Annotated in this window: 11 protein-coding genes; 2 read left to right on the forward strand and 9 right to left on the reverse strand. The window is 65.6% G+C overall.

The window, feature by feature from the left end; all coding sequences use genetic code 11:
- Positions 1-93 precede the first annotated feature (93 nt).
- A complete protein-coding gene (locus ACVWZM_RS07105; protein ID WP_456814082.1) occupies positions 94-3,276 on the reverse strand; it encodes an efflux RND transporter permease subunit in 3,183 nt (1,060 codons plus the stop codon).
- Between the two features lie 23 nt (positions 3,277-3,299).
- Positions 3,300-4,544 carry an efflux RND transporter periplasmic adaptor subunit gene (locus tag ACVWZM_RS07110; protein ID WP_456852293.1) on the reverse strand — a complete coding sequence of 415 codons (1,245 nt, stop codon included), beginning with the start codon at positions 4,542-4,544 and terminating at the stop codon, positions 3,300-3,302.
- A gap of 204 nt (positions 4,545-4,748) precedes the next feature.
- On the opposite strand from ACVWZM_RS07110, the gene ACVWZM_RS07115 reads away from it, so the two are divergent.
- Positions 4,749-5,348 (forward strand): TetR/AcrR family transcriptional regulator, encoded by a 600-nt coding sequence (locus ACVWZM_RS07115; RefSeq protein ID WP_168857211.1) that lies wholly within the window; start codon positions 4,749-4,751, stop codon positions 5,346-5,348.
- A gap of 69 nt (positions 5,349-5,417) precedes the next feature.
- The gene (locus tag ACVWZM_RS07120; RefSeq protein WP_168857212.1) at positions 5,418-7,142 is read left to right on the forward strand and encodes a SulP family inorganic anion transporter; all 1,725 of its coding nucleotides are present in this window, start codon (positions 5,418-5,420) and stop codon (positions 7,140-7,142) included.
- A gap of 136 nt (positions 7,143-7,278) precedes the next feature.
- Here the strand turns inward: ACVWZM_RS07120 and ACVWZM_RS07125 are convergent, their stop codons facing one another.
- Genes ACVWZM_RS07125 through ACVWZM_RS07155 form a run of 7 tightly spaced genes read right to left on the reverse strand, consistent with a single transcriptional unit; the run spans position 7,279 to position 13,152 of the window.
- Positions 7,279-7,890, reverse strand: coding sequence for a pyridoxamine 5'-phosphate oxidase family protein (locus ACVWZM_RS07125; protein ID WP_168857213.1), 612 nt, complete (start codon positions 7,888-7,890; stop codon positions 7,279-7,281).
- A gap of 22 nt (positions 7,891-7,912) precedes the next feature.
- Complete coding sequence (gene phnN / locus ACVWZM_RS07130) at positions 7,913-8,506, reverse strand: phosphonate metabolism protein/1,5-bisphosphokinase (PRPP-forming) PhnN (protein WP_168857214.1); 594 nt, start codon at positions 8,504-8,506, stop codon at positions 7,913-7,915.
- Entirely contained in the window at positions 8,503-9,657 is a 1,155-nt protein-coding gene (locus ACVWZM_RS07135) for an alpha-D-ribose 1-methylphosphonate 5-triphosphate diphosphatase (RefSeq protein ID WP_168857215.1), read from the reverse strand. The genes phnN and ACVWZM_RS07135 overlap by 4 nt, the downstream gene beginning before the upstream one ends.
- Before the next feature lie 13 nt (positions 9,658-9,670).
- The gene (phnL, locus tag ACVWZM_RS07140; RefSeq protein WP_057015437.1) at positions 9,671-10,369 is read right to left on the reverse strand and encodes a phosphonate C-P lyase system protein PhnL; all 699 of its coding nucleotides are present in this window, start codon (positions 10,367-10,369) and stop codon (positions 9,671-9,673) included.
- 8 nt (positions 10,370-10,377) lie between these two features.
- Entirely contained in the window at positions 10,378-11,175 is a 798-nt protein-coding gene (gene phnK, locus ACVWZM_RS07145) for a phosphonate C-P lyase system protein PhnK (protein ID WP_076829003.1), read from the reverse strand.
- Positions 11,168-12,052 carry an alpha-D-ribose 1-methylphosphonate 5-phosphate C-P-lyase PhnJ gene (locus ACVWZM_RS07150; RefSeq protein WP_016846424.1) on the reverse strand — a complete coding sequence of 295 codons (885 nt, stop codon included), beginning with the start codon at positions 12,050-12,052 and terminating at the stop codon, positions 11,168-11,170. The genes phnK and ACVWZM_RS07150 overlap by 8 nt, the downstream gene beginning before the upstream one ends.
- On the reverse strand, positions 12,049-13,152 hold the full coding sequence (locus ACVWZM_RS07155; RefSeq protein ID WP_076829004.1) for a carbon-phosphorus lyase complex subunit PhnI: 1,104 nt from the start codon (positions 13,150-13,152) through the stop codon (positions 12,049-12,051). The genes ACVWZM_RS07150 and ACVWZM_RS07155 overlap by 4 nt, the downstream gene beginning before the upstream one ends.
- Position 13,153: the final 1 nt, after the last annotated feature.

Raw genomic sequence — 13,153 nt, forward strand, 5'->3', positions numbered from 1 at the left:
ATCAAAGCTGAAGCTCTCGTTTTTTTGTCTTGCCGCGTTTTCTTCACGCGAACCGGTATCCACTTCGCTCGAAAACGCTCTGCACACGCGGCATCATGTCGCGTGTGCTTTTCCAGGGATGGTCGTCTCGCCGTGCTGCGTCAGCGGCTTCATCCCGGTGAGGCTGCGCAGCAGCACGTAGAACACCGGCGTCAGGAACAGGCCGAACACCGTGACGCCGATCATGCCGGAGAACACCGCAACGCCCATCGCGCGCCGCATCTCCGAGCCCGCGCCGGTCGACAGCACCAGCGGCAGCACGCCCATGATGAAGGCCATCGACGTCATCAGGATCGGTCGCAGCCTTAAGCGACTCGCCTCAATCGCGGCACGGATCGGTGACCGCCCGGCGAATTCGAGCTCGCGCGCGAATTCGACGATCAGGATGGCGTTCTTGGCCGACAATCCGACCAGCACGATCAGGCCGATCTGGGTGAAGACGTTGTTGTCGCCCTTCGACAGCCAGACCCCGAACATCGCGGCCAAGAGCCCCATCGGCACGATCATGATGATCGAGAGCGGCAGCGCCAGGCTCTCATAGAGCGCGGCGAGCACCAGGAACACCAGGAGGATCGCCAGCGGAAACACCCAGATTCCGGAGTTGCCGGCGATGAACTCCTGATAGGTCAGGTCGGTCCATTCGAAAGCGAATCCGGGCGGCAGCACTTCGGCCGCGATCCGCGTCGCCGCCTCCTGGGCCTGGCCGGAGGAATAGCCCGGCGCGGCAGCCGCGTTGATGTCCGACGACAGGAAGCCGTTGTAGCGGATCGCGCGTTCCGGACCCGCGCTCTGGCGGACCTTCAGCAACGCCGACAGCGGCACCATGTCGCCCGACGACGAGCGCACCTTCAACTGCCTGATGTCGTCGGCACGCGCGCGGAACGGCGCGTCGGCCTGCACATAGACCGAGTAGGTGCGGCCGAATTTGTTGAAGTCGTTCACATAGTAGGAGCCGAGATAGATCTGCAGCGTGTTGAAGACCTCCGTGACGGGCACGCCGAGTTGCAACGCCTTGGTGCGGTCGATATCGGCGAACAGCTGCGGCACGTTGACCTGGAAGCTCGAGAACACGCCGGCAATCTCCGGCGCCTTCTGCATCGCCGCCATGAACGCCTTGGTCGCGTCGTTCAGCGCTTCATAGCCGAGGCCGGCGCGGTCCTCGATCTGCAGCTTGAAGCCGCCGATGGTGCCGAGGCCGTTGACCGGCGGCGGCGGGAACATGGCGATGAAGGCATCCTGGATGCCGGCATATTTCTTGTTGAGCGCCGCCGCGATCGCCGGACCGCTGAGCGAGGGATCCTTTCGCTCGTCGAATGGCTTCAAGGTCGAGAACACGATGCCGGCGTTGGAGGAGTTGGTGAAGCCGGAGATCGACAGGCCGGGGAACGCCACCGAGCTTTCGACGCCGGGCTGGGTCAGCGCGATGTCGCTCATCTTGCGGATCACTTCCTCGGTGCGGTCGAGCGTCGCGCCATCGGGCAGGCGGGCAAAGCCGACCAGATACTGCTTGTCCTGGCCCGGCACGAATCCGCTCGGCACCTGCTTGAACAGAACGCCGGTCAGGCCGATCAGCAGCACATAGAGGCCGATCACCACGGCCTTGCCGTAGATCACCTTGGTGACGGTGCGGCCGTAGTTCTCGGAGGACTTGGTGAAGACCTTGTTGAAGCCGCGGAAGAACCAGCCGAGCGACCTTTCCATGATCCGGGTCAGCCAGTCCTTCGGCTCGTGATGTCCCTTCAGCAGCAGAGCCGACAGCGCCGGCGACAGCGTCAACGAATTGATCGCTGATATCACGGTCGAGATCGCAATCGTCAGCGCGAACTGCTTGTAGAACTGTCCCGTGAGGCCGGAGATGAAGGCGAGCGGCACGAACACCGCGATCAGGACCAGCGCGATCGCGATGATCGGGCCGGACACTTCGCGCATCGCCTGGTTGGTGGCATCGCGCGGCGACAGGCCGGATTCGATGTTGCGCTCGACGTTCTCCACCACGACGATGGCGTCGTCGACCACGATGCCGATCGCCAGCACCAGGCCGAACAGGCTGAGCGCGTTGATTGAGAAGCCGAACACATGCATCACCGCGAAGGTGCCGACGATCGACACCGGGACCGCGATCAGCGGAATGATCGAGGCACGCCAGGTCTGCAGGAACAGGATCACCACCAGCACGACAAGCGCGATCGCCTCGAGCAACGTATGGATGACAGCCTCGATCGACGAACGCACGAATTGCGTCGGATCGTAGACGATCTGGTAGGATACGCCTTCCGGCATGTTCTTCTTGATCTCGGCCATCGTGGCGCGGACATGGTCGGAGATCTCCAGCGCATTCGACCCCGGCGCCTGGAAGATCGGGATCGCGACCGCCTGCTTGTTGTCAAGCAGCGAGCGCAGGCCGTATTCGGAGGCGCCGAGCTCGACCCGCGCGACGTCGCGCAGCCGCACCACCTCGCCAGCCGAACCTGTCTTCACCACGATGTCGCCGAACTGCTCCTCGGTCGAGAGCCGTCCCTCGGCGTTGACGGAGAGCTGGAGGTCAATGCCCTTGACGCTGGGCGAGGAGCCGACCACACCGGCGGCAGCCTCGACGTTCTGGGCCTGGATCGCGCGTACGACGTCGCTCGCGGTCAGCGAATGCTCGGCGGCTTTCTGCGGATCGACCCAGACCCGCATTGAATAGTCGCCGGCGCCATAGAGCTGGACGTCGCCGACGCCGTCGATCCGCGCCAGCCGGTCCTTGACGTTGAGTACCGCGTAGTTGCGCAGATACGTCATATCATAGCGGTTGTTCGGCGACAGCAGATGCACGACCATGGTGAGGTCGGGCGAGCTCTTCTTGGTGATGATGCCGAGCTGGCGCACCACAGCCGGCAGGCGCGGCTCGGCCTGCTGCACGCGATTCTGCACCAGTTGGGTCGCCTTGTCGGGGTCGGTGCCGAGCCGGAACGTCACCGTCAGCGTCATCGCGCCGTCGGTGGTCGCCTGGCTCGACATGTAGAGCATGCCTTCGACGCCGTTGATCTGCTCCTCGATCGGGGTCGCGACCGTCTCGGCGATCACCTTCGGATTGGCGCCGGGATAGGTCGCGCGCACCACGACCGACGGCGGCACCACGTCGGGATATTCCGAGATCGGCATCGCTAGCAGCGAGATCAGGCCGGCCAGGAAGATCAGGATCGAAAGCACGCCGGCGAAGATCGGCCGGTCGATAAAGAATTTTGAGAGATTCATGGCTCCGCCCCCGCGTGCAGCGCCTAGCGCTGCACGACGTGCTGGTTGGTTTCAGTGGACGCCTGCTGCATGCCGCGCGCGCCCATCTCGGCGACTTCCATCTTCAGGAGTGCGCCGGGACGCACGCGCTGCAGGCCGTTGACGACGATGCGGTCGCCGGATTTCAGGCCGGCGGAGACGATCCGCAGGCCATCGACCGAGCCGCCAAGCGTGATGGAGCGATAGACCGCGCGGCTGTCGTCGCCGACCAGCATGACGAACTTCTTGTCCTGGTCGGTGCCGACGGCGCGCTCGTCGATCAGCACCAGCGTCTGCTGCTTGGGCTGGCCCATGCGCACACGGGCGAATTGCCCCGGGATCAATCGGCCGTCATCGTTCTTGAACACGGCGCGGACTCGGATGGTGCCGCTCTGCCCGTTGACCTGGTTGTCGATGAGCTGGATGTGCCCCTTGGCGCTGAGGCCGCCCGACGTCACCATGTCGACCGGAATCTGGTCGAGATTGCCGCGCTTGCCGGAGGCATCCGCGATCGAGTTCAGCGCGCGCAGCACCACTTCCTCATCGGCATCGAAGCTCGCATAGATCGGATTGACCGAGACCAGCGAGGTCAGGACCGGTGACGAGGTGCCGGCGGCGACGAGATTGCCGACGGTGACCTCGATCCTGCCGACCCGGCCGTCGACCGGCGCCCGCACCTCGGTGTAGTCGAGATTGAGCTTGGCCGTCTGCAGCGCGGCTTCGGCGGCCTTGACGTTGGCGACTGCCTCGCGATTGGCGTTGTCGCGCTGGTCGAAATCGCGCTTGGTCACGATGTTGTTGCCGACCAGTTGCGCGCCGCGCTCGACTTCGCTCGTGGTGAACACGACGCGGGCCTTGGCGGCCTCGAGCTGCGCCTGGGCGCGATCGACCTCGGCGGCGTAGGGCGCGGGGTCGATCTTGAACAGGATGTCGCCGGATTTCACCAGCGCGCCCTCGGTGAAGTTGGTCGAAAGGATCGCACCGGCCACCCGCGGCCGGAGCTGAACCCGGTCGACGGCTTCGAGCCGGCCCGAGAAGTCATCGAACAGCGTGGTCGGCCGCGGCTGGATCACGGCAACGGTGACCGGGACCGCCGGCTCGGGAGCCGCGGCAGTCGCGGTCGCCTGTGCGGCATGAAAATAGTGGCCGGTCGCGATCGAACCGGCCACCGCGAGGGCGCCAAGGATCACGATACCGCCGACGACACGTCGGAAGCGGCCGGAACGGAGATTTTGAATTGACGGGGGCATTCACGCGCTCCAGATATCTGTAGTGTTCGCTACAGATGTGGAGCTGGACGCCGGTTCGCAAGATACTTATGTATCGAGCACTATGAATTTCTTATCTCATTCATGGGGAAATGGGAAGTCGCGGAAAAACATCACGTGCAACAAGAGGATAAGCCAGGGACAATCCGTCATAGAAACGGCACCCGGCTTACGGAGCAACGAAAAATGGGAATGGGACGCCCCCGCGCTTTCGACGCGGACGCCGCTTTGGACCAGGCCATGGATGTGTTCTGGCGCCATGGTTACGAGGGCGCGACGATCGCGCAGCTCACCGAGGCGATGAGCATCAATCCGCCGAGCCTCTACGCCGCCTTTGGCAGCAAGGAGGGTCTGCTGAAGGCCGCGCTCGACCGCTACACCGAGAAGCGCGACGCCTGGATGGAAAAGGTTTTGAGCGCCTCCACCGCCCGAGAGGTGGCCGAACGATTTCTGATGGAGCACGCGGACGCCCAGACCGATCCCGCCAACCCGCCCGGCTGCCTGCTGGTGCAGGGCGGCCTTGCCTGCGGCACCGGCTCGGAGAATGTTCCATTTGAACTGGCAGCGCGTCGCACCCGAACCGAGGACCAGTTGCATGAGCGTTTCGTCCGCGCGAAGGCCGAACGCGACCTGGGCGAAAACGCCGATCCCGCCACCCTTGCCCGCTATCTCTCCGCGGTGACATCAGGCATGTGCGTGATGGCCTCCTCGGGCGCCGACCGCAACGCGCTGCGCGAGATTGCAGCGGTGTCGCTGAAGGCGTTTGATGAGCAGGCGAAGGGGTAGAGCGGTTGAAGGGGTAGAGCGGTTCACGTCAAGCGCCTGCGGCCCCAACGACGTTGGGAGTGACCGGCGATGAAGCATTGGACCGGCTGGCTGCCAGGTCTCACCACGCTGCGTCGATATCAAGCGGCGTGGCTCCCACACGACATCGTCGCCGGGCTGGTGCTCGCGACCATGCTGGTCCCGGTCGGCATCGCCTATGCGGAGGCGTCCGGCCTGCCCGGCATCTACGGGCTCTATGCGACGATCATCCCGCTGCTCGTCTACGCGCTGTTCGGGCCGAGCCGCATCCTTGTCCTTGGGCCGGACTCGGCGCTTGCGGCCATCATCCTCGGCGTCGTCGTTCCGCTGTCTGGCGGCGATCCGATGCGTGCGGCAACCCTGGCCGCCATGATGGCGGTCGTCTCCGGGACGATATGCATCGTCGCGGGTATCGCGCGGCTGGGATTCCTGACCGAGCTTCTCTCCAAGCCGATCCGCTACGGCTACATGAACGGCATTGCCCTGACCGTGCTGATCAGCCAGCTGCCAAAGCTGTTCGGCTTTTCCATTGAAGGCGATGGACCTCTGCGCAGCCTCTGGGCGGTCATCGAAGCAATCGTCGACGGAAAGACGAATTGGGCGACCCTCGGGATCGGCCTTGCGACGCTGGCGGTGATCCTGCTGCTCGCCCGGAACAAGCGGTTGCCCAGCATTCTCATTGCCGTCGTCGCCGCGACGGTCGTCACCGGGGTTCTCGATCTCGGGGCCCGCTTCGGCGTGACGGTCCTGGGTTCGCTTCCCCAGGGCTTACCGGGATTTGCCATTCCCCGGATCGGCTATGGCGACATCGTGCAGGTGCTGATCGGCGGCTGCGCCGTCGCGCTGGTGTCGTTCGCCGATACCAGCGTCCTGTCGCGCGCCTATGCGGGACGATTGGGCGATCGCGTTGATCCCAACCAGGAGATGGTGGGGCTCGGCGCGGCCAATCTGGCGGCCGGCTTCTTTCAGGGCTTTCCGATCAGCAGCAGCGGATCGCGAACGCCCGTTGCGGAAGCTGCCGGAGCGCGCACGCAATTGACCAGCGTCATCGGCGCGCTGGCCATCGCCTTCCTGCTGCTGATAGCGCCGAATTTGCTGCAGCACTTGCCCAACGCCGCGTTGGCCGCCGTCGTCATCGCCGCTGCGCTCGGCCTGTTTGAGATCGGCGACCTCAGGCGAATCTACCGCATTCAGCAGTGGGAGTTTTGGCTATCGATGGTCTGCTTTGTCGGCGTGGCCGTGCTGGGCGTGATCCCCGGAATAGGCCTCGCCATCGTGCTCGCGATCGTCGAATTCCTGTGGGACGGCTGGCGGCCACATTCCGCCGTGCTGGGCCGCGCCTCCGGCGTGAAGGGCTATCACGACATCACGCGATACCCGGACGCGCGCCAGATCCCCGGACTGGTGCTGTTCCGGTGGGATGCGCCGCTGTTCTTTGCCAATGCCGAGTTCTTCAAGGAACGTGCGCTGGATGCGGTGGCGAAATCTCCGACGCCGGTGCGCTGGCTGGTGGTCACGGCCGAGCCCGTCACCAGCGTGGACGTGACCGCGGGCGATATTCTCGCCGAGTTGGACGAGGCGTTGCACGCACAGAAGATCGAGCTGTGCTTTGCCGAGCTCAAGGACCCCGTCAAGGACAAGCTGAAGAAATTCGGCCTGCTGGCGCAACTCGGCGAGAATAACTTCTTCCCCACCATCGGCGTTGCCGTTGCGCGCTACCTCGAGATCAATGCTGACGTGACCTGGGAGGACTGGGAAGACCGCGCCGAGGCCTAAAGCGCGATGGGTTCAATCGTCAGCGCGCTATAAGCGCTTTTGTTTGAGCATGATCTCCGCGCAAACGCTTCGCGTTTGTCGCAGGGAAAACCGCTTCGCACTTTTCCGGATCATGCTTCCCAGCCGTCCGGGCGCATCACCACATCGTCTGTCGCGCGCGCTCCGGCCATTCCCGATCGTATTTTTCGCCGCCGACCGTGTGCTCGCTCATCTCGGCGAGGATCTGGCCCGGCGTCGGCAAGACCTTCGGATCGACCCGCTTGTCCGGATTCCAGAGATCGGAGCGCACGATCGCGCGCGCACACTGGAAATAGATCTCCTCCACATGCATTACGATCACCGTGCGCGGTGCCTTGCCTTCCATCATGAAGGAGGCGAGCAGCTCCGGTTCGGCCGTGACATAAGCGCGGCCGTTGACGCGCAGCGTGCTGCCTGAGCCCGGAATCAGGAACAGCAAGCCGACGCGGGGATCGCGAACGATGTTGCGCAGCGAATCGCAGCGATTGTTGCCGCGGCGATCCGGCATCATCAGCCTCTTCGCATCATGGATGCGCACGAAGCCCGGCAGGTCGCCGCGCGGCGAGCAATCGAGCCCTTCGGGGCCTGCGGTCGCAAGCGACACGAACGGCGACTTCTCGATGAGCACACGATAGAGCGGCGTCACGTGATCGGCGACCTTCACGGTCGACGCGTCGTTCGGGAAGCCGTAGATCGCCTCAAGCTGCTCGACCGTTTCGATCACCGACATTCGTGCCGTCTCCTTTTGGTTGTTATTCGTCCCAGCGTTCGCCCTTGATGATGCGGACAAGCTGTCGCGCATGATAGTCGGCGGTGCCGGAATTGACGATGGTGAAATCGGGCGTCGACGTGCCCTCGTCGACGGTGCGGGCCAGCCGCTGCTCGAGAAGGCCGTCGCTGCTGCGCGCCCGCATTGCGAGCCGCGCGGCCAGCACATCCGGCGGCGCCGTGACTAGCACCACGACAGCATTGGCATAGTTGCGGCGCGCAGCGGCGATCACGGTACGCGAGACGTTCGCGATCACGGTGCGCCCGGCGCCGATATCGTCGTTGATCGACCGCGACAGCGCGTAGCGATGGCCGTGCGCTTCCCAGTGCATGGCGTAGTCGCCGGCGGCTACCGCGCGCTGGAAGCTCTCCGCGCTGACCTCCTCATTGTCCTCCGACGCCGAGGCCTGGCGGGTGATCAGCCGGCGCGGAAACACGACATCGCGATCATCGCCACAGGCCGCCTTGGCGAACCCCAGCAGCGTATCCTTGCCGGCGCCGCTCGGGCCGACCACCAGGATCAGCCGGCCGGGACCGATTCCGGCGCGCCGATCGGCGACGACGGATGCATCGGTCATGCGACCCTCCCTCCCTCGCGCCAGACGCTGCGCACGACAGGCAGATCGCGCGCAACGTGCACGCGGATCAGGTCGGCGCGCCGGCCGACCGCGATCTCGCCGCGGTCGGTGAGCCCGACCGCTTCGGCCGGCGTCTTGGTCACGGTGCGCACGGCGGAAGCGAGATCGATCGCCGGCACATGCCGTGGCAGCTGCAGCGCCGCCATCAAAAGGCTGGACGGGATGTAGTCCGACGACAGGATATCGAGCATGCCCTCATTGGCGAGATCGACGGCCGCGATGTTGCCGGAGTGCGAGCCGCCGCGCACCACATTCGGCGCGCCCATCAGGATGTCGATGCCGGCGGCGTGCAAGCCTCGCGCGGCTTCCATCGTGGTCGGGAACTCTGCCACCGCGACCTTGTCGTTGACGGCGTCGACCACGTTCTCATCCGTGGTGTCGTCATGGCTCGCCAGCGGGATCCGGTATTCATGCGCCAGCGCGACGATCGCGCGGGTGTTCGCCACCGCATATTCCTTCTGATAGGCGAAGCGCCGTGCGAACAGCACGTCGAGCTGGGCGTCGGTCATGCCGCCGCCCTTGCCGCGATAGTAGTCGCGCAGCTTGACCTCGTCGCGGAACTGGCGCTGGCCCGGCGTGTGGTCCATCAGCGACATCAGCCGCACGTCCGGCCGGTCGATCAGCTCCTTGGCCTCGGCGACCACGTCCGGCATCGGGACCTCGCAGCGCAGATGTAGGAAGTGATCGGCGCGCAGCAGATTCTCCTCGCGCGCCGCCGCGATCGCCGCCGCCAGCACGCCGGCGCGGCCGTCGACATCCTCGGCGCCGTCCTCGCGCCAGACCCGCAGCGAATCCAGCACCGTGGTGATGCCTGAGGTCGAGAGCTGCCCGTCATAGGAGATCACGGCCGCGACCGGATTCCAGAACACCTTCGGCCGCGGCACATAGTGCATCTCGAGATGGTCGGTGTGCAGCTCGATCAGCCCGGGCATCAGGAGATCGCCGCCGGCATCCTCGGCGGCCTCGGGCGCACTGCCCTCGTCGAACTCGGCGATCTTGCCATCAGCAATCGCGACCCAGCCCTGCTCGATCACGCGATCGGCGAGGACCAGCCGGGCGTTGCCGATGATGGTGTCTTGCTTGGCGGTCATTTCAAACGGTCCTTCAGGCAGCAGCCGCGAACGAGGTCACATCGACGATGCGGTCGGCAATCAGATGACGGATTTCGTCGTCATGGACAATGGCGACCATCGCGACGCCCTTGGTTTTCTTCTCCGCGATCAGCTCGACCACCACGGCGCGATTCGCCGCATCGAGCGAAGCGGTCGGCTCGTCCAGCAGCAGGATCGGCAGGTCCGAGATGAAGCCGCGCGCGATGTTGACGCGCTGCTGCTCGCCGCCGGAGAAGGTCGAGGGCGGCAGGGTCCACAGCCGCTCCGGAATGTTGAGCCGGCGCAGCAGCTGGCCGGCGCGCGCGCGGGCCTCCTCGCGCGCCACGCCGTTGACGATCAAAGGCTCGGCGACGACGTCGATCGTCGCCACCCGCGGCACGGCGCGCAGGAACTGGCTGACATAGCCGATGGTCGAGCGGCGGATGCTCAGCACCTGGCGCGGCTCGGCGGTGGCAAGGTCGACAACCATGCCGTGATGGCGGATGCCGATCCGGCCGCTGTCGCAGCGATAGTTGCCGAAGATCATCTTCAGGATGGAGGATTTGCCGGCGCCCGACGGGCCCGACAGCACCACGCACTCACCCGGATCGGCGTGGAACGAGACGCCGCGCACCACGGGCAGTTCGACGCCGCCCTGCAGATGCATGGTGAAGGTCTTCTCGGCGTTGGCAAGTTCGATCATCGCGGTCATTGGCACGCTCATGGCGGAAGAATCGAGGAAACGAGCAGCTGCGTATAGGGCTCACGCGGATCGTCGAGCACCTGGTCGGTGAGGCCGGTCTCGATGACGCGGCCGCCCTTCATCACCATCACGCGATGCGAGAGCAACCGCGCCACCGCCAGATCGTGGGTCACGACGATCGCGGCAAGCCCGAGCTCGCTGACGAGGTTGCGCATCAGGTCGAGCAGGCGGGCCTGCACCGAGACGTCGAGGCCGCCGGTCGGCTCGTCCATGAACACCAGCCGCGGCTCAGTGACGAGGTTGCGGGCGATCTGCAGCCGCTGCCGCATGCCGCCGGAATAGGTCTTTGGCGCATCGTCGATGCGGCCGGTATCGATCTCGACCCGCTCCAGCCAGGTCGACGCGGTGTCACGGATGCGGCCGTAATGATTCCAGCCGACCGCCATCAGCCGCTCGCCGACATTGGCGCCGGCCGAGACGCCCATGCGCAGGCCCTGCGCCGGGTCCTGGTGCACGAAGCCCCAGTCGGTGCGGAACAGGAAGCGCCGCTCGGCCTCGCCGAGTTCAGCGAGATCGCGCAGCACGCCGTCGCGCATCCGGTAGCACACCCGGCCCGCGCTCGGCGCGAGCTGCGCCGAGAGCAGCTGCAGCAGCGTCGACTTGCCCGAGCCGGACTCGCCGACGATCGCCAGCACCTCGCCGGGATAGAGCGCGAACGAGACGTCGCGGCAGGCGGCAAGCCGGCCGTAATTCTTGGCAAGCCCTTCGGCCACCAGCAACGGCTCGTCGTTGTCGAGGCTCGCGAGCTCAGACATGCGCCTTCTCCTTGTGCGGCGCTGCGCTCTCGGTGCCGTGATGGCCGGCGGCTTGGCGCTGCTCGCAGAAGTCCGTGTCGGAGCAGACGAACATCCGCCCGCCCTTGTCGTCGGTGACGATCTCGTCGAGATAGGAATTGTCGGCGCCGCACAGCGCGCAGGGCGCGTTGAAGCGGTAGCGCGTGAACGGGTGATCCTCGAAGTCCAGCGACACCACGGTGGTGTAGGGCGGGATCGCGTAGATGCGCTTCTCGCGGCCGGCGCCGAACAGTTGCAGCGCCGCGCAATTGTCCATCTTCGGATTGTCGAATTTCGGCGTCGGCGACGGGTCCATCACGTAGCGTGCGTTCACCTTCACCGGATAGGCGTAGGCGGTCGCGATATGGCCGAAGCGCGCGATGTCCTCGTAGAGCTTGACGTGCATCAGCCCGTATTCGGCGAGCGCGTGCATGCGCCGCGTCTCGGTCTCGCGCGGCTCGAGGAAGCGCAGCGGCTCGGGGATCGGCACCTGATAGACCAGCACCTGTCCGGCATGCAGCGACGCCTCGGGAATGCGGTGCCGGGTCTGGATCACGGTCGCGTCCGTGGTCGAGGTCGTGGTCGCGACACCCGCGGTCTTGCCAAAGAATTTGCGGATCGAGATCGCGTTGGTGGTGTCGTCCGAGCCCTGGTCGATCACCTTCAGCACGTCGTCGGGACCGAGGATCGCGGCGGTCACCTGCACGCCGCCGGTGCCCCAGCCATAGGGCATCGGCATCTCGCGGCTCGCAAACGGCACCTGATAGCCGGGGATCGCGATCGCCTTGAGGATCGCGCGGCGGATCATCCGCTTGGTCTGCTCGTCGAGATAGGCGAAATTGTACGTCGGCGCGTTCATTCCGCGGCCTCCTGCATTTCCACGGCCTCGTTGGCTTCCGCGAACTCCTGCCGCAGCTTGCGCAACAGGCCGAGCTCGGACTGGAAGTCGACATAGTGCGGCAGCTTGAGATGCTCGACAAAGCCGGTCGACTGGACATTGTCGGAGTGCGACATCACGAACTCCTCGTCCTGCGCCGGCGCCGCCGCCTCCTCGCCGAGCTCACGCGCACGCAGCGCGCGATCGACCAGCGCCATCGACATGGTCTTGCGTTCGCTCTGCCCGAAGGCGAGGCCATAGCCGCGGGTGAAGCACGGCGCCTCAGTCGTCGAGCCCTTGAACTGGTTGACCATCTGACACTCGGTCAATTCGATCGAGCCGAGCGGCACGGCAAAGCCCGCGTCCTCGGCGAAGAACTCGACCTCGACCTCGCCGAAGCGGATCTCGCCGGCGAACGGGTGATTGCGACCGTAGCCGCGCTGCGTCGAGTAGCCGAGCGCGAGCAGGAAGCCCTCATCGCCGCGCGCCAGGTTCTGCAGCCGCAAATCGCGATCGGCCGGAAAGCTCAACGGCTCACGCGTGAGGTCGCCGACCGGCGTGTTGCTATCTGCCTGCGGCGAGGATTCGATCAGACCGTCACGGCCGAGAATGTCGGTCACCCGCGGCGTGGCGGCCTGCGAGGCCTCCGCGGTCGCCGGCTGCTCCGGCACAAAGCCTTCCGCGAGCTGCGGATCGAGCAGGCGATGGGTGTAGTCGAAGGTCGGCCCCAGGATCTGGCCGCCCGGAACGTCCTTGAAGGTCGAGGAGATCCGCCGCCGCACCTGCATCTCGCCGGTGTTGACCGGCTCGGTGGCGCCGAAGCGCGGCAGCGTGGCGCGGAAGGCGCGGACCAGGAAGATCGCCTCGATCATGTCGCCGCGCGCCTGCTTGATCGCGAGCGCCGCGAGCTCGCGGTCGTAGAGCGAACCTTCGGTCATCACGCGATCGACGCCGAGCGCGAGTTGCTCGGAAATCTGTGCCAGCGTCACCTCGGGCACCTCGCGGTCGCCGCGCCGCTCATGCGCGAGCAGACGATGGGCGTTCTCGATGGCGCGCTCGCCTCCCTTGACGGCTACATACATC

It is taken from the genome of Bradyrhizobium sp. USDA 4501 (genome assembly GCF_054062115.1).